This is a genomic window from Pseudoalteromonas sp. MM1 (genome assembly GCF_030296835.1).
Classification (GTDB): Bacteria; Pseudomonadota; Gammaproteobacteria; order Enterobacterales; family Alteromonadaceae; genus Pseudoalteromonas.
In genome coordinates, this window is the sequence record NZ_AP027923.1 from 420,225 (window position 1) to 440,866 (window position 20,642).

The following is a 20,642-nucleotide window of genomic DNA, read 5'->3' on the forward strand; positions in this document are numbered from 1 at the left end:
ACAATGAATAGAAGCGTCGTAATTTTTACTTTTTTAGCACGTTAACTCTTTATTAAATTGTCTAAAGTTGTCAATTATTAACATTGTCGCAATAATTAAAAGCTCGCATTTTGTTAATCGTAATTAGGTATAAAGAGGTAAGGAGTTGTATTTTATATTGTTTTTAAGTCTTGTTAACATCCAGTCTATTTGTTAGTTTGTTTTTCAATCTTTTTATGTTTTAGACGTTAATGTGGGGCTTCACTATGTTTTGCTCGAAGATTAAACCGTTGCTTTAAAGGTGAGCTCAAATGTTTTTTTTATGTAATGAATTTGCGTTGGTTTACATCTTAAAAGTAACATAACTAACCAGTTGTATGTTTCTAAAAACAATAAATTGAGTAAATTTCATCTAAAAAAATAAAAAAGGCCCAGTTAAGGGCCTTATTAGGGAGGGTTATAAACTAAAAATCATATGATAGGTTTACATAGCCAAAACGGCCAATATTATCGTAACTTGCACTACCACTACCAGTACCGCGTGTACCGTATGGAAGCTCTCTGTTAAATACGTTATCTACGCCTAATTTTATACCCATGCCATTATCAAAGTTATAACCTACTGTTATGTCTGATATAACATAAGTACCATAGTTCATTAAGCTATTAGGGTTAGGGTTGTCATCAAGTTCTTGCTCAGTGTATAAGCTCACTTGTTCAATATAGCGAGTGCTTAAAGAGGTATAAAAACGGTCGTAGCTGTACTCTATATTTATGTTAGCTTGCCATTGTGCTTCGCCAGTTGTACCCGCATATTCAATGAACTCCTCTGGCTCATCTTGGAATGGGAACTCTTTACGTTCAATTAAGTACGTACCAATTAAACGGGTCTTAAAGCTACCTTCAAGAGCATCAAAATCATAGGCTAATTCAAAATCAATACCAGAAGCTTCTTGGCCTGATACATTCAGTACTGAGTTCTGAATTAGCGTAATTTCACTGTTCGTATCACGTGTGATTAAGTCACAGTATTGATTTGAAATACCTGAAGTACTATCGACACAGCGATCCAGAATTTCTTGAGATGCAATTGTAGAAATCGCATCTTCTAGTTCTATTTTCCAGTAATCAACCGTTAATACTGCATTCTCAATGAAATCAGGCTGGTACACTAAACCTATTGTTGTACTTGTTGATTCTTCACCTTTAACATCACGGTTACCGCTTTGTAAGCCTTCAAGTGTTTGTGAATCGTAGTCTGATTCAAAGCCAACTGGTACACCTAGCGCAGCACAGTTAGCACGGCGAGTGTCGCTATTTTGTAAATCATCTAAGTTATCGGCTAAACAAGGATCATCTACGTTATAGAAAGTTTGGCTAGGTGCTCCAAAGATTTCACCAATATTAGGCGCTCTTAGTGCTTCTGACTGAGTTAATCGCAAGCGTACTTGGTCATTAACAGTCCAATCTAAGCCAAGCTTCCAGCTTGTTGCATCACCAATAGTGCTGTAATCAGCATAACGCACTGCTGCATCCAGTACTAAATCTTGAACAAAAGGAAGATCAGAGACTAAAGGAATAGTGGCCTCAGCAAAAACTTCATTTACATCAAATTCGCCCTTATCCTCACCTAAAGCATTGAAGAAAGTCCCCTCAGCATTATCAGGCTCTTTTGTTTCACTTTCTTCTTTACGGTATTCAACACCAAAGGCCATACCAACGTAGCCTGCCGGTAATTCAAAAAGTGCACCATTTGCCAGTGAAGCTGATACCACTGTTTGTGTAATTTCAGAAGTGCCTGTCGATACGGTATTAATATAATCAATGGCTTCTTGGCTAGGTGCGCCAAAACCCATAATGTTTACAGGCACACAGCCATCTGCACGTGCAGCTTCACTACGACAGACAATGTTGCCTTCGTCATCTTCAATTGCATCAAGCGCGTAAGAATAGTTATCTAAAATCATATTAGCGCCATTTACACGCTCAAGCTCGGTTTTACCACGAACCACTGAAGCATCTAAATCCCAATCTTCTAAAACTGTTCTTTTTAAACCTGCTACAAAGCGTGTGGTTTCACGAGTGTTATTTTCGATACGACGACCTAAATCAGTCATCATACGTAAAACATTAATTGAGTCGACGCCTTCACCATCATTAGCCTCTTCCATTAATGTTCTAACGCTGTCATCTAAATATGGGTTATCTATACTGATTGTATTTCTAGGATCGCCAAAGAAAAATGCTGGTTGACCAATACTTTCACCTTCACTGTTAACGTATTTTGCTTCAAAATAAGCATTTAAATCTTCTGTTACGTCATAGTTGACTTTGAAATTAACATTGTACCTTTCAAATTCAGGTTGTATTTCATCAAATTGTGCAAGGTTAAACGAGTCACAGTCGGCACACAGTAATCCATCAACCTTGTCACCAATATAAATATCTCGCTGTGTTCCATCTGGGTTAAACGTATTTACATAGCCGTTACCTACGCTAAACACACCGGCGTTATTAATTGCATAGTAACCTGCATTTGGTGTGTAAATTTTATCAGGAAAGTTTGGGTCATCTTTATTTGCATCAGTTTGTGCTTGGTTACGTAAACTAGAGTAAGAGCCGTCTGTCCAAGGGTGATCAAGTGCGTTTAATGAGTCTTGACCCGAGTACTCAACTGCAAATGCTGCGTTACCGCGGCCATTATCAAAGTTTTTACCATATGAAAATGTGGCCTTTTCGTTGTTATAATCACTTAGGTCAGAAACTCCTTTAGTGACACTTACGTTTAAGCCTTCAACGTTATCCTTTAAGATAAAGTTAACAACGCCCGTTACGGCATCCGCGCCATATACGGCCGATGCACCACCGGTAACTATTTCGACACGCTCAACCCATACACTTGGTATAGTATTCGTATCGACTGACTGAGACCCGGCTGAGCTAGATACATGGCGCTTACCATTAACAAGTACTAAGGTACGGTCGGTACCCATGTTACGTAAATCAAGAATGTTTAAACCGGCAGTACCAATGAACCTGCCTGAGTTTGCAAGTGAGTATGTATTACCTAGCGCTGGTAATTTGTTTAAGGCTTCACCAATATTCACTGCACCGGTGTTAATAAGATCTTCGCCAGAGATAACAGTAACAGGGGCAGGGGCTATTGCGCCGACACGGCTGATTTTAGAACCTGTTACTTCTATTCTTTCTAATTTTTTTTCATCCTCTTCTGCCGCTAATGATGAAAATGCTAAACCTGCAGTTGATAGACAAAGTGCAGCTTTAATACTGTGAGAGACTATATTAAACGTTTTCATTGAAATTCCCTAGATGATTACTTGTGATTTTAGGTACAGCTCTTGTGCAATGCGATTTAATTACTACGAGCTGTTTATTTATTATTTACATCGCACATTAACAATTAACATGGATGTATATGGGAACAACTAATTTTCGCTGAAATCACAATAAAATAAGCCCAAACACAGTGTTAATTAAATGATAAAAATAAGCTTAACCATTGTTTTAAAATGAAATTATTCTTTTAATTGAAATTGTTATCACTATTTTTGAATTGTAGTTATTATAGGTAATCCATTCGTTTGTATTGATATTTTTTGAGTTTTCTTTAGGTGGGGTTAATCTTTATTGTCCCTTTTATGGGGTTTGTTTTTAAGGTGTATCATTTAAGTTTACTATTTAGTTACATTTTTAGAGGTAATACTTGTTACTTATTAGTTTATTGTAAAGCCCCTTTACAGTTATCTAGCTTCCTATGCGCCTTGAGTTACTTTATTACGTAAACTTGGTACACTTATACTGTTTTTTATAAATAGGTTTTACCATGAAGTTTTTAGTTTTAATTTTTACTTTTTTCATAAGTACGGCAGCTTTTTCAGAGCAAGAAATTGATCTCGAAGTTAATATGAAAAACACTGGCCTTGCTTATAAAAATGCGGTGCAAGCAGTCGGTATTGGTGGCTTTAATACCGCCATTGATAAATTTATTGCCTTGGTTGAAAACAGTAAAAAAGCGACCTTTCATAAAGAAGCGCAAATGTCGTTACAAGGGCTAGATAAGGTTATTGCGCAAGCAAAACTGGCTAAAAAGTTAGCTAACGAGCGCGGGCTAGATGCAGCAAAGCCAGCCCTTAAAAATATAGATGATTTACGTAAAAAATATCATGAGTTACATGAGCCTCCTGGTTTTTTTGACTTACTGTTTGGTAATTAAGGAGTAGTAATGGAAATTTCAGTATCATTGTTAGCCGGTCAAAAACAAAGTGCTAAATTTGGCGAGCTTGAAGTAATAAGCGATCAAAGCATTAATGCGGGTGGCGGTGCCGAACACCCTGAACCGTTTGACTACTTTTTAGTAAGCATGGTGCTATGTGCCGGGTTTTATGCACGTAAATTTTGTGAGCAACGCGATATCTCTACACAAGGAATGACGCTTACGCAAAATAATGAAAACGTAGATGAAGAAGGTAAAAAATTATTTTCTATCGAAATTAATTTACCTGATGGCTTTCCGCAAAAATATAAAAAAGCACTTATTGCTGCGGTTAATACGTGTACTGTTAAAAAAGTGATTCAGGCCCAACCTGAGTTTTCAGTAGTTGTTAAATAAAAAATACGGGTAAACATGTATCGTTTACCCGTATACTTCACGGAATTAGTGTTACTTTTTCTTCATTCCTTGTACTGCTTTAAAACGTGGATTGTCTTTACATATTACAAAAACACGTCCTTTTCGCTTCACTATTTGACACCCTGGTCGTTGCTTAGCGCTTTTAAGCGAGCTTAGTACTTTCATTACTCACCTTTTTTGGCTGTAGATAAGTTTTTAAAGCGACGGTTAAACTGTGCCACACGGCCGTCACTAGCCACTGTTTTTTGCTTACCGGTATAAAACGGGTGCGAGTCGCTCGACACATCAATAGGCACATACGGATACGTTTTCCCTTCAAGCTCAATAGTGCGGTCTGTTTTAATGGTAGAGCCAATAATGAAGTAGCTATCGGCAGCAGTATCGTGAAAAGCAACCATGTTGTAATCTGGATGAATATTAGGTTTCATAATACGCCCTAAGTTGTTATGTGATAATATAACTATAGGTTATCGCGTTTATTGCACTTATGCAAATGATTTTTACTCTCATTTACATGGCTTTTTGCTGGCTAATTGCGCAAACAATTCAAAAAATAACCAGTTAAACCAAAAATACTGGCTATTAGTTTTTAGCCTGTTATAACTATATAAAAAGTGTTAACAAGAAAATTTTTGACTGTTTAGAGGTAAGCTATGAGCGACGCAGCACAACAAGAACAAATAGACCAAGGGGTGATGGAAACCCTTAGAGAGCGCGATCACACAGTCTTATCTGAGCAAATTAATCCAATAGATTGTACTCATAACGACATTATTGAGCTACTTGCACAATATATGGCACTGAGTGAGCAGGATGATGACCAATTGTTTGATGATTGGTTTGATAACCTTAATAAAGAGCAACACACAGTGCTAAAAGTATTTGAGGTTTATAGGGGCCAATACGAGCATCAAAATTAATATTAAAGGGCAGGTTAGTATTACCACTTAGCTGCCCTTTTTTAATGTACTTATAGATCTTTATCACAGCTTTTGTTTGCTAAAGGTGGCGCTATATTAACAGCAGGATTCCAAATTCTATCCCATATTTTACTTACATTGCTTAAGTTAGAGCGCTGGCTTATTTTTTCAAAGTCACCCACACTCACACCTAGGTCGGTTTTTTCTCCTACAACAAAGTTGAATACGTAATAACACTCCATGCCCATTCGTAAATCAGAGAGTATTATATTACTTTGCTGCTGGCGTATGTTGTAAAAGCCTTTTGTAAACCACTGTAAGCGTTTAATTCCCCACACATTGCTTATCTCATTTATTAGTGAGGGGTTAGTATTGTAGGCATTGAATGTTACTTCGTTTGGCTCATCAAATAATGACGCGTAACCTACGTAGTATTGACCATCAGACATAACCACAATACGCCATAACAAGGTGGTGAGTGGCGCAGGAGTGCTTATATAGTTGTTAACTTGTATTTGCCTTTCAGAAAGAGCTGCAGTGACTTTATCGTCAATAATAACTTTTAAAATAAGTGAACTACATAAATATATACTGCTAAGACCAAGCATTGTAGTGTTGATTTTATATGCACGCGCACTCGTTATTTTTGGTAGTAATGTACACGCTACACCAAATATTAAGGGGAGTGTGTAAAGCGGATCGACAATAAACATGTTAGAAATAGCAAAAGGGTACTCGGTTAGAGGCCACAATAATTGTGTGCCATATACAGTAAAGCTATCAAGTAATGCATGGGTCGATAAACATAAAAATACCAGCCAAAACCAGCGCGCTTTATGGGCATGCATATTGGAGTGTATTTTTAAAATAAGCCAAACAATAAAGGGGCTAATTAATAAATGCACAATAAACGAATGGCTAAAACTTCGATGATAAGTAAATGCCTCCACTGGCCCGCCATATGGAATAAAAACATCTAAGTCGGGTAAAGTACCTAACGCTGCACCCCATAAAGCGGCTTTACGGCCAATTTTATTACCTAGTACGGCGTAACCTACTGCGCTGCCTAAAACTACCTGTGTTAACGAGTCCATTTTATTCCTTTTTATTTAGGATGTTATACTGCCCTTGGGCTTAAAAACGTCACTTATAATCTGAGCAGTGGTTTTATAAAGTCTAAAAAAGCCATTATACGCGACGATACAGCACTGTTTTTGTAATACACCGCTTGCACAATTTCGCGGTTGTTTGGTGTGCTGATACACCCTGGCAGTACTTCTATAAGTTTGCCTGATTTTAAATCATCACCAATCATAAAGTGCGAAAGTAGCGCAACCCCTTGGTTTGCCAAGCATAGCTGGCGTACAGTTTCGCCGCTACTGGCGGTTAAACCAAAATTTAAAGCTACGGGCGATTTTAGCGGCCAATTATTGAGTTTAGGAGAGTCGGTAAAGCCAATGAGTTTATGCTGGGTTAAGTCGCTGGTGTGCGAAATAGTCGGTGTATGTTTAAGGTAACTAGGGCTTGCAACTAAGTGCAATTTACTTACGCCGAGCTTTTTTGCATGTAGGTTAGAGTCTTTTAACTCACCTATACGAATTGCTAAGTCTGTTTTATGTTCGAGCAAGTCAATAATGCTATCGTGGGAGGTTATATCAAGTGTGATGTGGGGATATTGCCTATTAAATTCAGCAATTAAAGGCACCAATTGGTGCAGCACAAAAGGGCTGGCTGCATCGATACGTAATTTTCCACTAGGGGCTTGTTTTAAAAGCTTTATTGCTTCTTCGCCGGTTTGTAAGGTGTTTAAGCCATCGCGAGCATATTTAATAAAGGTATGGCCCTCTTCGGTTAGTTCTAATCGGCGAGTGGTCCTATTTAGTAATGTACATTGTAAGGTGTTTTCAAGGCGAGACACGGCCCGCGACACTTTTGCTACTTGCTGATCAAGCAAATTAGCTGCTGCTGAAAAACTGCCGCTATCTACTACCGTTAAAAACATTTCTAAGTCTTCGGTTTTTGCATGTTGAGCCATATGTGACCACCTTACTTTTACATTAATTACAAAAGTATTTTGTCACTAATGCTATTTTTTGCAAACACATTATTAGCCAAACTGTAGGTCTTAACTAATGATGAGGATTTAATTATGCCATTGGCTTTGTGGGCGCTCACCTTGAGCGCATTTGCAATAGGAACAACCGAGTTTGTAATAGTGGGATTAGTGCCTACTATTGCAAACGATTTAGGCGTAAGCCTACCTTCAGCGGGCTTGCTCGTTAGTTTATATGCAGTTGGGGTTGCCATTGGTGCACCGGTACTGACTGCATTAACCGGGCGTTGGAATCGTAAAATTGTACTTGTAAGCTTAATGGGCTTATTTGTTTTAGGTAACTTACTTGCATGGCAAGCACCGAGTTACGAAACATTAATATTGGCTCGCATACTAACAGGCCTAGCTCACGGGGTGTTTTTTTCAATTGGCTCTATGATTGCCACAAGCTTAGTGAGTAAAGAGAAAGAAGCCAGCGCTATTGCTATTATGTTTACCGGACTGACTGTAGCGCTAGTGACGGGTGTGCCGCTAGGTACTTGGATTGGCCAACACTTTGGCTGGCGTGCAACGTTTTTAGTGGTGTCGCTACTTGGCTTAATCGCGTTAATTGGCAGCGCTATTTTAGTGCCAAAAAACTTAAAACAGTCTATTCCGGCCACGTTTAAAGAACAGCTTCAGGTTATTGTTAAGCCTCGCTTATTGCTTGTATATTTAATGACAATTTTAGGCTATGGCGGCACATTCACTGCGTTTACTTATTTAGCACCTATTTTAGAGCAACAAACAGGGTTTGCTCCTGCAGCGATTGGTTTAATTATGCTTGTGTATGGTGTATCGGTTGCCATTGGTAATATTTGGGGCGGAAAACTGGCTGATAAACGCGGCCCAATTAGCGCATTGAGTATTATATTTAGCGCGTTAACAATTATTTTATTGGCATTTACCTTTACGATGGAATCAAAAGTAGCGGCCGTACTAACTATTTTAGTATGGGGTGCATTTGCGTTTGGTAACGTACCGGGCTTACAGCTTTATGTCGTAAAACAGGCGCAAAAGCATACCCCTAATGCAGTAGATGTCGCATCGGGTTTAAACATAGCAGCGTTTAATATTGGTATCGCACTGGGCTCAATTATTGGTGGCAGTGTAGTAGAGGGCATGTCACTTCAAGATACCGCTTGGATTGGCGCAGCAATTTCTGCTCTAGCATTAGTCGTAACCCGTTATAGTGGCATGCTTGATAAGCGAGAAGTGAAACAAGCATAAAGTATTCTGTTAAGGTTGAAACTTAAATTTATGGCCTCATTACCTGTATTGAGGTCATAAATTTTAGGTGACAACACAAAAGAAGTAAAAGGTGTATTTCGTAAAACTTAAACAGTTTGTATTTTTAACCGATTATTTTATAAGGATAGAGCCATGACACAACGTGTAATAGAAATGCCAGATTTAGGCATGGGAACATTCCGTTTAGAAGGCGATACCGCCTACAATTCAGTAAAAATGGCGTTAGAAGTGGGGTTTCGTCATATAGATACTGCGCAAATTTATGGTAACGAAGAGCAAGTAGGCCAAGCCATAAAAGATAGCAATATTCCGCGCAGCGAGATATTTTTAACCACCAAAGTGTGGAACAACAAGCTTAACAAAACTGACTTTATTGCCAGCGTTAAAAAATCACTTGAGAAATTACAAGTAGACTCTGTTGATTTATTGCTTATTCATTGGCCTGCGCCTTCAAATGATGAGCCAATGAGCGAGTACCTTACTGAGCTTTTAAAAGCTAAGCAGCTTGGTTTAACAAAACATATTGGCGTGTCTAATTTTACTATTGCCAACTTAAACGAAGCAATGCAAACACTTGATTCGCGAGAAATATTTACTAACCAAGTTGAGGTGCATCCGTATTTAACCAATACCAAGCTACGCGCTTTTTGTGCCCAGCACGACATTCACGTTACAGCGTATATGCCATTTGTTGTCGGTAAAGTACTTAAAGACCAAACGATTATTGATATTGCCAATAAGCATGAAGCATCGCCAGCGCAAGTCGTTATTGCATGGATTAATGCCAACGGCATGACCACCATTCCATCATCAACCAAGCGTAAAAACTTAGAAGATAACTTTAATGACCATGTTAAGTTAGACGCTGAAGATATTGCCCGCATTGACGGACTAGATTGCTGCGATCGACAAGCAACGCCTGATTTTGCGCCGCAGTGGGATCAGTAATAAATACACAAAACAACATTAGGTGCAGTGACGCTGCACCTTTATTTTTATAAAAGGACTCCGTATGTTAACGGTAATTGCCACTATTTCGAGTAATAATATTGATGCAGATGTTGTTTTAACTGCGCTCGAAAACCTACAAAAGTATTCACGTCAAGAAGTGGGTTGCCTGCGTTATGAGTTATCGGTCAAAAGTGATGACGACCAAACGACTTATTTAGTAAGTGAGCAATGGGCATCTGAAGAACATTTTGAAGCGCACAAAAATGAGCCGCATTTTAAAGCCTTTGGTACGCAAATAACGGGTTTAGTAACTAGCAGTCATATTGATGTGTACAAATCTATTGGCTAGCAAAACTAAGTAGTTAGTTGAATTTGTTGTTTACAGTGGCGGCGTATACATACATCGCCATTACAATACTCAATCTTTTTAGCCCTCAGCCCGTATTAAAACCTCAGTTGCTTTATTTAATCGATAAATCGTACTTCAATATAAGTGCATCTATGTAACGGGCACGCAATGTGTGTTGTTTTTCGTGATCGGCGCCGTGGCCTAACGCTTTATTGAGCAACTTCATCGCGGGGTGAAGCTGCGTGCGCTCTTGTTGGTTTAAACTTCCTTTAGTGCGCAATTCAGTAATATCGTCTACCAGTAAGCGGCCTATATCCACACACACTATTTCATCAATTAAACCGTTTTGTGTCAGTACGCCGTATTTGCTGCATAAAAACTGTTGCCACACTTGCTGTAAATGCTCGTCTATTTCGCAGCCAAATAATTCTTCGTTAAAACTAAAACCTTGCTGGGCAAGTTTACTAAGGCTTGCCGTATACTGCTGCGCAAAGTAATTAAAAGCATTACTGGAGGATTCAATTTTTTGCTTTATTAGCCCTTGACCCCAATTTACACAGCCTCGCGGGTAATAGTCATCGTACTCTTCACATTCATACAAACCAGAGTACGAGCTACAACTTAATTGGCTTTTTATACAATAACTTGGTTTAGGAAAAATACTGTGCTGCTGCCATGTATCTAGTTGCTCAGCATCAATATTTAAAGCATGGCAAAGCTCATCGGTGTTATAAAAATGAGTGGCTAAGTAGTCAGATAAACGCATAATGGCTCGCTTAAAGTTAAAAATACAAATACTGTTTAAATATACAGTGTGTGTATTTTGTATTATCAAATTAAATAACACAAGTCATTTTACGTTTATTATTCGCTTAGGCCTGCAAAAATACCTGCAAGTATGTTACAAATAGCGCAAGTTTTATAAATAATGAATTTTTATGCGCACCCTAGAACAAATTAAACAAGCAAGCTTAATTACCGCTATTAAAACCCCGTACTTAGCCAATGGTGAAATAGACCTAGCAAAGTACGATGAACTCGTTGAAATACAAATTGCAGCGGGTGTAGATGGCATTGTGGTTGGTGGTACAACCGGCGAAGGCCAGCTGATGAACTGGGAAGAGCATTTAATGCTTATCGCGCACAGTGCAAATAAATATGGCGATAAGCTGTTAATTGTAGGGAATACGGGTAGCAATAATACCCGCGAAGCTATTAAAGCCACTAAGTACGGCTTTGCAAGCGGTATGCACGCCGCGCTGCAAATTAACCCATACTATGGCCGCACCTCTATTGCCGGTGTTAACGAGCACTTTAAACGTGTACTCGATATTGGCCCTGCGTTTATTTACAACGTAGCAGGGCGCACAGGGCAAGATTTAACTCCTGATATTATTGAGCCGTTAGCAAAACACCCTAATTTAATTGGCGTAAAAGAATGTGGTGGTAACGAGCGTATAGCCCATTACGAACAGCAAGGCATTGCGTGTTGGTCAGGCAACGATGACGAAGCACACGATGCGCGCCACACACATAATGCACACGGTGTTATATCAGTCACATCTAATCTTATACCAGGGTTGTTCCGCCAGTTAATGGATACTAAAAATGATGCCTTAAATACCTCATTACAACCTTTAATGAACTGGTTATTCTGCGAGCCAAATCCGATCGCAATAAACACCGCAATGATGATGACAGGCGCTGTAAACCCCGTATTCAGATTGCCGTATATGCCACTGAGCGATGAGCAACAAGCACAAGGCGAAGCCTTAATAAACGAACTTAACGTTGATGATATTGTGGGCAATAAAGCTAAGTGTATAAAACAAAGTGATTTTGCTTTGCTTTCTTAGGTTATATGAGCCAGCGCTGAACAGTTAGTAAGTGCTGGCATTTATTTAATGAATATTTTACTTTTATTGCTAATATCGGTAAAATTCTCGCCCCTTTACTTACTAAATAACGTTTATTTGTGAAATTTGTTGTTGAACAACTCGCTACATGGATTAAGCCTGAACAGCGACAAAGCCCCTCTGAAAATTGGTACGACTCATCACCAATTACATTAAGTTGGGTACCTGCAATGCAGCGCAGAAGAATGACACCATTTGTAAAAATGGTTTTACATAGCGCTCATCAAGTAACAAATGATAAAGGGTATGAAAACATGCCTGTTGTTTTTTCATCACGCCATGGCGATTTCCATAAAACAGCTAATTTATTAAGTGAACTTGCACAGCAACAATTATTATCTCCGACAGGCTTTGGTTTAAGTGTGCACAACGCTGCAATCGGTATGTATAGCATTATTAGCGGTAACACCCAACCTATGAACGCTATTGCAGCGGGTAAGGATAGCTTTGCTTGCGCTTTGATTGAAGCATATATAAAGTTGGTTGAGTATAAACAACCACATATATTACTTGTGCATACAGATGAGTCACTTCCAGAGCCGTACACAACATTTGTTGATGAGGCACAAATAACACATTCTATTGCGTTAGTTATACGTTTAGCTACAGAAAAAGAAGCTCATTTTAGTTTAACTAAACACGCCACTAACAATAGCGAACAAACAACTACTCCTTTAAGTTTAGAGTGCGCAAAAGCAATGTTTAACAAAAAAAGCGCCAGTGCTAATGGTTGGTTGTTAACACACTATGCTTAATACAATAATAAGAGTAATAGGCCTTGTTTGGCGCATTATAGCCACTGGCCTTTGTTTTAGCGTATTTGGTTTAGGTGGGCTATTTTTAGCCTTACTGATCTTCCCTATACAACGTTTATTTCAGCACTGTCCCTTAAAGCAAAAAGAGAATGCGCGTACGGTAGTGCATTATAGCTTTAAATTTTTTGTCGCTTTAATGCATCACACTGGCGCTATCCGCTTTCATATTAAAGATAAAGCCCATTTAGCTAATTTGAAAGGAGAGCTTGTATTAGCTAATCACCCATCACTTATTGATGTTGTGGTACTTATATCGGTTATTAAAAATGTTGATTGCGTTGTAAAAGCACACCTTTTTACTAACCCTTTTATGCGTGGTGTAATAAAAAGTACAGGTTATATAAGCAATGAAGACCCGCAAGAATTATTGCGTGAATGCGAGCAAACACTAAAAAGAGGGAATAACTTAATTGTTTTTCCTGAAGGGACGCGAACTGTCCCTCATAATACGCTTAAATTTAAAAGAGGGGCTGCAAATATAGCCCTTAGATGCCATGCCCCTATAACAACCGTATTGATTAAAATGAAACCTAATACGTTAACTAAAGGGACGCCTTGGTACAAAGTAGCCCCATACCAAGCGCATTTTTCTATGCAACTAGCACCACATTCTTTCAAAAGCGATATTATTTATACAAGTGACGTACCTGCAATACAGTCCCGCCAGCTTACGAAAGGCTTACAACAATACTTTACAAAAGAGCTTAGCTATATATGAGTGAATTAAAACAACAAATTAAACAATTGATTATTTCGAGCCTAGATCTTGAAGATATGACCACTGCCGATATAAAAGACGACGAGCCTTTATTTGTAGATGGTTTAGGGCTAGATAGCATTGATGCGCTAGAGCTCGGGCTTGCTATCAAAAAAGAATTCGACGTAAAAATTGATGCAAATTCAGAACAAACTAAAGCGCATTTTGCGAGTGTTAACTCTTTAGCGCAATTTATAGAACAATCACGTACTTAATTAACACACACTAGGAATAATAATGAAAACCGCTGCTGAAATTTATGATGTATTACACGGCATTTTAGAAAATGAATTTGAAATAGATGCTGAAGATATCTCTTTAGAAGCTAACCTGTACGAAGATTTAGACTTAGACAGTATCGACGCTGTAGATTTAGTTGTTAAGTTACGTGAAATTACAGGTAAGAAAATTGAGCCTGACGCATTTAAACAAGTTCGCTCTGTGCAAGATGTTGTATCTGAGATAGAAAAGCTCGTTTAATAAGCATGTTTAAGGCATTTTTAACAGCGTTAATAATGATTTTTTTAACCTGTTACCCTGTCATTGTTTATATAGGGCTGACACGTTTCAACAGTTATTTACTCACTGTGATTTTATTAACACTGTTAATAATAAGGCTTTGGTTAAGCAAACCTCTATTAGCTAAAATGCCATGGATAAAGCCAGCCTCATTACTTGGAATTTTAGCTATTGGCTTATCAAAAACTATGGGCAGTGATTTTGGTATTCGGCTTTATCCGGTTATTGTAAATTCTGTTATGTTTTTTGTTTTTGCTTACTCGCTTTATAAAGGTCCAAGTGTCATAGAAACGTTTGCGCGTATTACTGAACCAAAGCTTGATAAAAGAGCTATTTCGTACACTAAAAATGTAACAAAAATATGGTGCATTTTTTTTGTTTTTAACGCCAGTATAGCGTTATACACTAGTGTGTTTACAAGTCTTGATGTGTGGGCATTTTATAACGGTTTTATTGCATACATTATTATGGGGGTTTTATTTGCAGTGGAGTGGTTAGTAAGGAAAAAAGTAAAAAGGAATGCAGGTGTTTAATTCTTTAGATAATGCAAGCATAAATATTCGATTTAATCATAACGGCTCAGCGTTATCTGAGCGTCAATTTGTTAATGATATTAATCAAGTTTTGGCTAAAATTCCGCAATTGCCTACTAAAGCATCGGCAGTGCTTTTTAACATTAATAGTTATGATTTTGCTGTAAACCTTTTTGCATTGGCGCATAAAGGCTGGACTATAATTTTACCGCCTAATGGTCAAAGCGAAACACTCAATGCGCTTTTGGAGCAAACCCCTTACTATTTGGGCGATAGTGATTTAGTAGAACATGCGACTACGCCATTTGAAAATATTGGTAACTTAACAACTACACCTAACTACACACCGCTTAATAAAATTGCTTGGCCGAGTGAAGGTAACCTTGTTTTTTATACTTCTGGCTCTTCAGGTCAAGCTAAGCCTATTTTTAAATCGTGGCGAGTGCTTAATAAAGAGATAAAAACGCTCAATAGCACGTTTGCTTTAAAATGTAACCCTGTATTTATTGCTAGTGTTTCGCATCAGCATATTTACGGTTTGTTATTTAGAGTGTTATGGCCGCTTAGCAATAACCATATAATTGATACAGACTTGCTTAACTACCCCGAGCATATTGCTACTAAACTTAAAACAATTACACAGGCCGTGTTTATATCCAGTCCGGCACAGCTAAAGCGGCTGCATCAAGATAACGTTTTAATAGAAGAAAAGTCACATTTACAGTGGATTTTTTCATCCGGTGGGCCGCTTCAAAATGAAGACGCTGTTACTTTAAATAAACAGCTAAATAAACCCATTACTCAAGTATTTGGCAGCACCGAAACTGGCGGAATTGCATATCGTCAGGTTGTGTCTTTAAAGAACGTTAGTCATTGGCAGCCATTTTTAGGGATCACATTACACAGTACCTCTGAACAACGATTAGTGTTGAATTCGCCTTTAGTTGAGCAAACAAACTATTTATTAGATGACCGAGGTACTTTATTTCAAAATGGCCAATTTGAATTACTAGGTCGTTTTGACCGTATTATAAAGCTTGAAGAAAAACGCTTAAGCCTTGACGAACTAGAGCTACATTTATGCAAAAGTGAGTGGGTACAGGAGGCTAAAGTAATAACGCTAAATGGGAAACGTTTAGTATTAGGCGCTGTTATAGTGCTTACACATAAAGGACAAGCATATTTAAACGCCAATGGAAAGTTAGCAACTAATACGCTTTTAAAAACACATACATTGAATCGTTTTGAAGGGATCTGCACGCCTAAAAAATGGCGTTTTATAAATCAATTACCCTACAACACGCAGGCTAAAATAAATTTAAAAGTATTGGAGTCTCTTTTTGTCAAAGCTGATTAACACAAAGCCTGAACTTGTTAACTGTGTATCGTCAACACAGAGCCATTGCCTAACGCTTTTTATACCGCCAAGTTTAGATTATTTTAAAGGTCACTTTAGTCAAGGTCCTATTTTAGCAGGTGTAGTGCAGCTCGATTGGGCCGTAGATGCCGTGCGAAAATACTTTAATGTTAAACGTGAAGTAAAAGATATTGAAGTGCTTAAGTTTCAGGTTGTTATTACCCCTGGTCTAACAATTAAATTAACGGTAGAAGAAAAGCCTGGCGGTAAGTATGGCTTTTCGTATCAATCAGATAAAGGGCAACACGCCTCTGGGCGTATAGTGTTTAAAAGTGATACAGATGAATAATTTTTGTATTGTTATACCTAATTTTAATCATGTAAGTGTTATTGATGAAGTACTTGCAACGTTAACTGAGTATACGCTGCCAATAATAATGGTTGATGATGCCAGTAGTGTGCAGGCTAAATCTCTTTTTGCTACTCTTGAGAAAAAATATGCTCACCTCACTCTTATATCGCATGAGCACAACGAAGGTAAAGGCGGTGCGGTACAGACAGGATTGCGCTGCGCGTATGAGCAAGGTTATAGCCATGCAATACAAGTAGATGCAGATGGGCAACATAATTTATCAGATATCAAAAAGTTGATTGAGCTTTCAAATACACATCCACAGGCATTAGTTAGTTGTTGCCCAGTGTATGATGAATCGGTCCCTAAGCACCGCTACTTAGCACGTTATTTAACCCATGTGTGGGTATGGATAGAAACGCTCAGTTTTAAAATTGTGGACTCAATGTGTGGTTTTAGAGTCTACCCCTTAAATGTGACTAATAAGCTTATAAGTGAGGTTAAGCTCGGTAAGCGTATGGACTTTGATCCTGAAATACTGGTTAGGCTATATTGGCGCAACGTTCCATTTGTTTTTTTACCAAGCCAGGTTATTTACCCAGAAAATGGCTTGTCACACTTTCAGCCACTTCAAGATAATGTGCGTATTTCGTGGTTACATACGCGTTTATTTTTTGGCATGCTGCTTCGTTCACCTGTTTTACTATGGCATAAATATAAGAGACGTTATGACCGTTAAACATTGGTCTAAAATGCAAGAGCGAGGTAACTTTTTAGGTATACAAATATTACTATTTGCCTATAAAGTATTTGGTCGTAAAGGGCTTTGGGTTATTTTGTTCCCGGTTGTTTGCTATTTGTTTATAACTGGTAAAGTTGCACGCGCGGCTTCTAAGCAGTTTTTAACTCAAGTTAACAAACACAATAATTTGGCATGCAAAGTAACTTTTAAACAACAGCTTATGCATTTTTGTAGTTTTGCCGATAGCGCCCTTGATAAAATTGATGGTTGGCTTGGTCGAATTTCAAAAAAGGATATCCAATATACTAATGAACAGCTGTTTATTGATTTAAATGAGCAACAGCAAGGGGCCATTTTTATTGGCTCTCACTTGGGTAACCTTGAGGTATGTAGAGCACTGAGCCAGCATCGCAGCAGTAAAAAAATTAATGTGCTTGTATTTACTCATCACGCTGTTGAATTTAATAAAATGCTTAAAAAAATTAACCCTGCGGTGTCGGTTAACTTAATTCAAGTGAGCGATATGGGGCCTGATCTAGCTATTTTATTAAAAGATAAAGTAGAGCAGGGTGAAATAGTCGTTATTGTTGGTGATAGAACAAGCGCTACCACGGGTGAGCGATCAACACGTGTTGAGTTTTTAGGTAAGCCTGCATATTTTTCTCAAGGGCCTTTTATATTAGCTGCATTATTAGATTGCCCCGTTTACTTTTTATTTTGCTTAAAAGATAAAAAAACAAAAAAGTATCATGTGATTTTTGAACATTATAGCCAAACATTAAAAATACCCCGCTCACAAAGGCAAGGTCTATTAACCACTGTAATTACAGATTTTTCTGCACGTTTAGGCTTTTATGCCGCGCGATATCCTTATCAGTGGTTTAATTTTTATGATTTTTGGCAAAACGATCAGCAAGTAGAACGCAGCAATGCAAAGGAGAACTAGAGTGTCAGCTCAGGAAGTACAGCTTTTTGGAAACCAACAACTTTCTATTGAAGATATTGTTAATATTGCACATCAAAATACTCAGGTGCAATTAAGTGGCTGCGAGCAATTTAGCGCAAAAATTGATAGCGCGCTTAGCTTTTTAGACTCTCTACTCAAAGAGGATGGTGTGATTTATGGGGTAACTACAGGCTATGGTGACTCAGTCACGGTTCCTGTGCCACTTAACTTAGTTGATGAGCTGCCATTACATTTAACGCGTTTTCATGGGTGTGGACTAGGCGATGTGTTTAATAAAGTACAAGGGCGTGCAATTTTAGCTACGCGCTTAGCATCACTTTCACAAGGCTATTCTGGCGTAAGCTGGGAAATGCTTAATCTTCTCAAAGACTATTTAAACCTTGATATAGTGCCTGTTATTCCTCAAGAAGGGTCGGTAGGCGCTAGCGGTGATTTAACGCCACTATCGTATGTAGCGGGTGCTATGGTTGGTGAACGTGATGTTTTTTACAAAGATAAAATACTTAACAGCGCACAGGTAATGCAAGCGGCTGGTTTAAAGCCTTTAACGCTTCGCCCAAAAGAGGGGCTTGCAGTTATGAATGGTACAGCTGTGATGACCGCGCTTGCGTGTTTAGCGTTTGATAGAGCCAATTACTTAGCAAAACTTGCAAGTAGGATTACTGCATTGTCTAGCCTTGCTCTCAAAGGTAATAGTCATCACTTTGATGAAATTTTATTCTCCGTTAAGCCTCATCCAGGACAACAACAAGTTGCTAAATGGATAAGAGATGATTTAAACCATCATGACCATCCTCGTAACGCTGATAGACTGCAAGATAGGTACTCGATTCGCTGTGCACCGCATGTTATTGGTGTATTGCAAGATAGTTTGCCATTTTTCAGGCAGATGATAGAAAACGAGCTTAATTCTGCAAACGATAATCCCATTATTGATGGCGAAGGTGAGCATGTACTTCATGGGGGGCATTTTTATGGCGGTCACATTGCAATGACTATGGATAGTATGAAAACGGCAATTGCGAATTTAGCCGATTTAGCTGATAGGCAAATTGCTTCATTGGTCGATACTAAATTTAATAATGGCTTACCTTCAAATTTATCAGACAGTGAGGCTGAACGTCGTTACATAAATCATGGCTTTAAAGCCGTGCAAATAGGCGCCAGTGCCTATACTGCTGAAGCGCTTAAACTAACGATGCCTGCAAGTGTATTTTCTCGCTCCACTGAGTGCCATAATCAAGATAAAGTAAGTATGGGGACTATTGCAGCTCGTGATTGTTTACGTATTTTGCAGCTTACAGAGCAGGTTATTGCAAGTACGTTACTTGCAAGTATTCAAGCGGTGAGGCTGCGTATTAAACAAGGCGAACTTGAATTTTCAAGTTTAACTGCAGATATGCAAGCTATGTATACTGACATAACCCATTATTTCGAAAACCTAACTGAAGATAGGCCAATGGAAGCGGTACTTAGACAAACCATTAGTTATATTCAAGAAAAACGCTGGGCTTTATATGAATAGTAAAGGCGCTTTGCTAACACATGAAGTGGAAATTGAAATTCCATTTCATGACTGCGACCCGATGAATGTGGTATGGCATGGTAATTACCCTCGCTACTTAGAGGTGGCTCGCTGTGAGTTACTACGATTATTTGACTACGACTATCCTCAAATGATGGAGTCGGGCTATGCGTGGCCAATAGTGGATATGCAAATTAAATACGTGGCATCTGCTGTATTTACACAAAAAATAAAAGTGGTTGCGTATTTAAAAGAGTTTGAAAATCGATTAAAAATTGATTATGTAATTACAGATGCCTTAACTAATAAGCGAATTACTAAGGCTACTACCACTCAAGTTGCTGTCGAAATAACAAGTAAAGAAATGCAGTTTGCCTCACCGGCAGTGATAATTAGTAAGCTCGCGAAAGTACTTAGCTAATATTGGATGATGCTATGAATTATTTAAAAAATTGTGTGTTTGTTAGTTGTTTTTATTTTGTTTTTTTTAGTACAAGCTTATTAGCTACACCGTCTGTATCGGGTGAGTTTAAACAATTAAAGTATTTTTCCGGCTTCTCTAAACCATTCATCTCCAAAGGGGAGTTTACACTTGAGGGTGAAAAGCTGCTTTGGCATGTAAAAACACCGGCGCAAAGTACATTGCTAATAGAGGATGGCCAGGTATTTGTTAAGAACAAAGGGGGTGAGCTTACTCATCAACCAGGTAGTGAACAGTTTGTAGGTTTACTAACTGATTTACTTGCACTAAATATGGAAGCCTTGCGTACGCGTTTTGATGTATCAAATCAAGGGGATTGTTTATTATTAAAGCCAAAAGATGCAATGTTAAAACAGTTGTTTAGTCATTTTATACTCTGTGAAAATAATGAGCGTGTAGAAAGTGTAACCCTAAATGAACACTCAGGTAGCAGTACCCAAATAGATTTTTCGTATGCAAATACGTCTAATAATTGAAATATGTAA

25 protein-coding genes are annotated in these 20,642 nt (G+C 38.3%); 19 read left to right on the forward strand and 6 right to left on the reverse strand.

The window, feature by feature from the left end:
• Window positions 1-443: 443 nt before the first annotated feature.
• Window positions 444-3,296, reverse strand: coding sequence for a TonB-dependent receptor domain-containing protein (locus tag QUE46_RS18500; RefSeq protein WP_286247877.1), 2,853 nt, complete (start codon window positions 3,294-3,296; stop codon window positions 444-446).
• Between the two features lie 527 nt (window positions 3,297-3,823).
• On the opposite strand from QUE46_RS18500, the gene QUE46_RS18505 reads away from it, so the two are divergent.
• A complete protein-coding gene (locus tag QUE46_RS18505) occupies window positions 3,824-4,213 on the forward strand; it encodes a cytochrome b562 (RefSeq protein WP_286247879.1) in 390 nt (129 codons plus the stop codon).
• A gap of 9 nt (window positions 4,214-4,222) precedes the next feature.
• Complete coding sequence (locus tag QUE46_RS18510; protein ID WP_286247881.1) at window positions 4,223-4,609, forward strand: OsmC family protein; 387 nt, start codon at window positions 4,223-4,225, stop codon at window positions 4,607-4,609.
• A gap of 51 nt (window positions 4,610-4,660) precedes the next feature.
• On the opposite strand, the gene ykgO is transcribed toward QUE46_RS18510, so the two are convergent.
• Both ykgO and QUE46_RS18520 read right to left on the reverse strand, forming a co-directional pair.
• Window positions 4,661-4,795 carry a type B 50S ribosomal protein L36 gene (gene ykgO, locus QUE46_RS18515; RefSeq protein ID WP_004586489.1) on the reverse strand — a complete coding sequence of 45 codons (135 nt, stop codon included), beginning with the start codon at window positions 4,793-4,795 and terminating at the stop codon, window positions 4,661-4,663.
• Window positions 4,795-5,058 carry a type B 50S ribosomal protein L31 gene (locus QUE46_RS18520; protein WP_055254017.1) on the reverse strand — a complete coding sequence of 88 codons (264 nt, stop codon included), beginning with the start codon at window positions 5,056-5,058 and terminating at the stop codon, window positions 4,795-4,797. The genes ykgO and QUE46_RS18520 overlap by 1 nt, the downstream gene beginning before the upstream one ends.
• A 225-nt stretch (window positions 5,059-5,283) precedes the next feature.
• On the opposite strand from QUE46_RS18520, the gene QUE46_RS18525 reads away from it, so the two are divergent.
• Window positions 5,284-5,550, forward strand: a complete 267-nt coding sequence (locus QUE46_RS18525; RefSeq protein WP_286247889.1) for a hypothetical protein — start codon at window positions 5,284-5,286, stop codon at window positions 5,548-5,550.
• A 50-nt stretch (window positions 5,551-5,600) separates the two neighbouring features.
• Here QUE46_RS18525 and QUE46_RS18530 read toward each other — a convergent pair whose 3' ends face one another.
• Entirely contained in the window at window positions 5,601-6,644 is a 1,044-nt protein-coding gene (locus tag QUE46_RS18530) for a metal-dependent hydrolase (RefSeq protein ID WP_286247891.1), read from the reverse strand.
• A 53-nt stretch (window positions 6,645-6,697) separates the two neighbouring features.
• The gene (locus QUE46_RS18535; protein WP_286247893.1) at window positions 6,698-7,585 is read right to left on the reverse strand and encodes a LysR family transcriptional regulator; all 888 of its coding nucleotides are present in this window, start codon (window positions 7,583-7,585) and stop codon (window positions 6,698-6,700) included.
• A 114-nt stretch (window positions 7,586-7,699) separates the two neighbouring features.
• On the opposite strand from QUE46_RS18535, the gene QUE46_RS18540 reads away from it, so the two are divergent.
• From QUE46_RS18540 to QUE46_RS18550, 3 genes are all read left to right on the forward strand, one after another.
• Window positions 7,700-8,872 (forward strand): MFS transporter, encoded by a 1,173-nt coding sequence (locus QUE46_RS18540; RefSeq protein WP_286247895.1) that lies wholly within the window; start codon window positions 7,700-7,702, stop codon window positions 8,870-8,872.
• Window positions 8,873-9,025: 153 nt separating this feature from the next.
• Window positions 9,026-9,841: a 2,5-didehydrogluconate reductase DkgB gene (gene dkgB, locus QUE46_RS18545; RefSeq protein ID WP_286247897.1), complete on the forward strand. Its 816-nt coding sequence runs from the start codon at window positions 9,026-9,028 to the stop codon at window positions 9,839-9,841.
• Between the two features lie 64 nt (window positions 9,842-9,905).
• A complete protein-coding gene (locus tag QUE46_RS18550) occupies window positions 9,906-10,193 on the forward strand; it encodes a putative quinol monooxygenase (RefSeq protein WP_286247899.1) in 288 nt (95 codons plus the stop codon).
• A 112-nt stretch (window positions 10,194-10,305) separates the two neighbouring features.
• Here the strand turns inward: QUE46_RS18550 and QUE46_RS18555 are convergent, their stop codons facing one another.
• Window positions 10,306-10,959: a DUF6058 family natural product biosynthesis protein gene (locus QUE46_RS18555; protein WP_286247900.1), complete on the reverse strand. Its 654-nt coding sequence runs from the start codon at window positions 10,957-10,959 to the stop codon at window positions 10,306-10,308.
• 172 nt (window positions 10,960-11,131) lie between these two features.
• Between QUE46_RS18555 and dapA the strand changes: the two genes are divergently transcribed.
• The 13 genes from dapA (at window position 11,132) to QUE46_RS18620 (ending at window position 20,633) form a co-directional block, all read left to right on the forward strand.
• Window positions 11,132-12,049 (forward strand): 4-hydroxy-tetrahydrodipicolinate synthase, encoded by a 918-nt coding sequence (dapA, locus tag QUE46_RS18560; protein WP_286247901.1) that lies wholly within the window; start codon window positions 11,132-11,134, stop codon window positions 12,047-12,049.
• Window positions 12,050-12,168: 119 nt separating this feature from the next.
• Window positions 12,169-12,864, forward strand: coding sequence for a beta-ketoacyl synthase chain length factor (locus QUE46_RS18565; RefSeq protein ID WP_286247903.1), 696 nt, complete (start codon window positions 12,169-12,171; stop codon window positions 12,862-12,864).
• Window positions 12,857-13,642 carry a 1-acyl-sn-glycerol-3-phosphate acyltransferase gene (locus QUE46_RS18570; RefSeq protein ID WP_286247904.1) on the forward strand — a complete coding sequence of 262 codons (786 nt, stop codon included), beginning with the start codon at window positions 12,857-12,859 and terminating at the stop codon, window positions 13,640-13,642. The genes QUE46_RS18565 and QUE46_RS18570 overlap by 8 nt, the downstream gene beginning before the upstream one ends.
• Window positions 13,639-13,896 carry a phosphopantetheine-binding protein gene (locus QUE46_RS18575; RefSeq protein ID WP_004586478.1) on the forward strand — a complete coding sequence of 86 codons (258 nt, stop codon included), beginning with the start codon at window positions 13,639-13,641 and terminating at the stop codon, window positions 13,894-13,896. Before QUE46_RS18570 ends, QUE46_RS18575 begins: the two co-directional genes overlap by 4 nt.
• A gap of 22 nt (window positions 13,897-13,918) precedes the next feature.
• The gene (locus QUE46_RS18580) at window positions 13,919-14,161 is read left to right on the forward strand and encodes an acyl carrier protein (protein ID WP_286247909.1); all 243 of its coding nucleotides are present in this window, start codon (window positions 13,919-13,921) and stop codon (window positions 14,159-14,161) included.
• Window positions 14,162-14,196: 35 nt separating this feature from the next.
• Window positions 14,197-14,733: a hypothetical protein gene (locus QUE46_RS18585; RefSeq protein ID WP_286247911.1), complete on the forward strand. Its 537-nt coding sequence runs from the start codon at window positions 14,197-14,199 to the stop codon at window positions 14,731-14,733.
• On the forward strand, window positions 14,720-16,090 hold the full coding sequence (locus tag QUE46_RS18590) for an AMP-binding protein (RefSeq protein WP_286247914.1): 1,371 nt from the start codon (window positions 14,720-14,722) through the stop codon (window positions 16,088-16,090). Before QUE46_RS18585 ends, QUE46_RS18590 begins: the two co-directional genes overlap by 14 nt.
• A complete protein-coding gene (locus QUE46_RS18595; protein WP_029771994.1) occupies window positions 16,074-16,439 on the forward strand; it encodes a hypothetical protein in 366 nt (121 codons plus the stop codon). Before QUE46_RS18590 ends, QUE46_RS18595 begins: the two co-directional genes overlap by 17 nt.
• Window positions 16,432-17,181, forward strand: coding sequence for a glycosyltransferase family 2 protein (locus tag QUE46_RS18600; RefSeq protein WP_286247917.1), 750 nt, complete (start codon window positions 16,432-16,434; stop codon window positions 17,179-17,181). Before QUE46_RS18595 ends, QUE46_RS18600 begins: the two co-directional genes overlap by 8 nt.
• A complete protein-coding gene (locus QUE46_RS18605; RefSeq protein WP_286247919.1) occupies window positions 17,171-18,130 on the forward strand; it encodes an acyltransferase in 960 nt (319 codons plus the stop codon). Before QUE46_RS18600 ends, QUE46_RS18605 begins: the two co-directional genes overlap by 11 nt.
• A complete protein-coding gene (gene hutH / locus QUE46_RS18610; RefSeq protein WP_374761408.1) occupies window positions 18,114-19,676 on the forward strand; it encodes a histidine ammonia-lyase in 1,563 nt (520 codons plus the stop codon). Before QUE46_RS18605 ends, hutH begins: the two co-directional genes overlap by 17 nt.
• Window positions 19,669-20,097: a thioesterase family protein gene (locus QUE46_RS18615; protein WP_286247925.1), complete on the forward strand. Its 429-nt coding sequence runs from the start codon at window positions 19,669-19,671 to the stop codon at window positions 20,095-20,097. Before hutH ends, QUE46_RS18615 begins: the two co-directional genes overlap by 8 nt.
• Before the next feature lie 14 nt (window positions 20,098-20,111).
• Window positions 20,112-20,633 carry an outer membrane lipoprotein carrier protein LolA gene (locus tag QUE46_RS18620; protein ID WP_286247928.1) on the forward strand — a complete coding sequence of 174 codons (522 nt, stop codon included), beginning with the start codon at window positions 20,112-20,114 and terminating at the stop codon, window positions 20,631-20,633.
• Window positions 20,634-20,642: the final 9 nt, after the last annotated feature.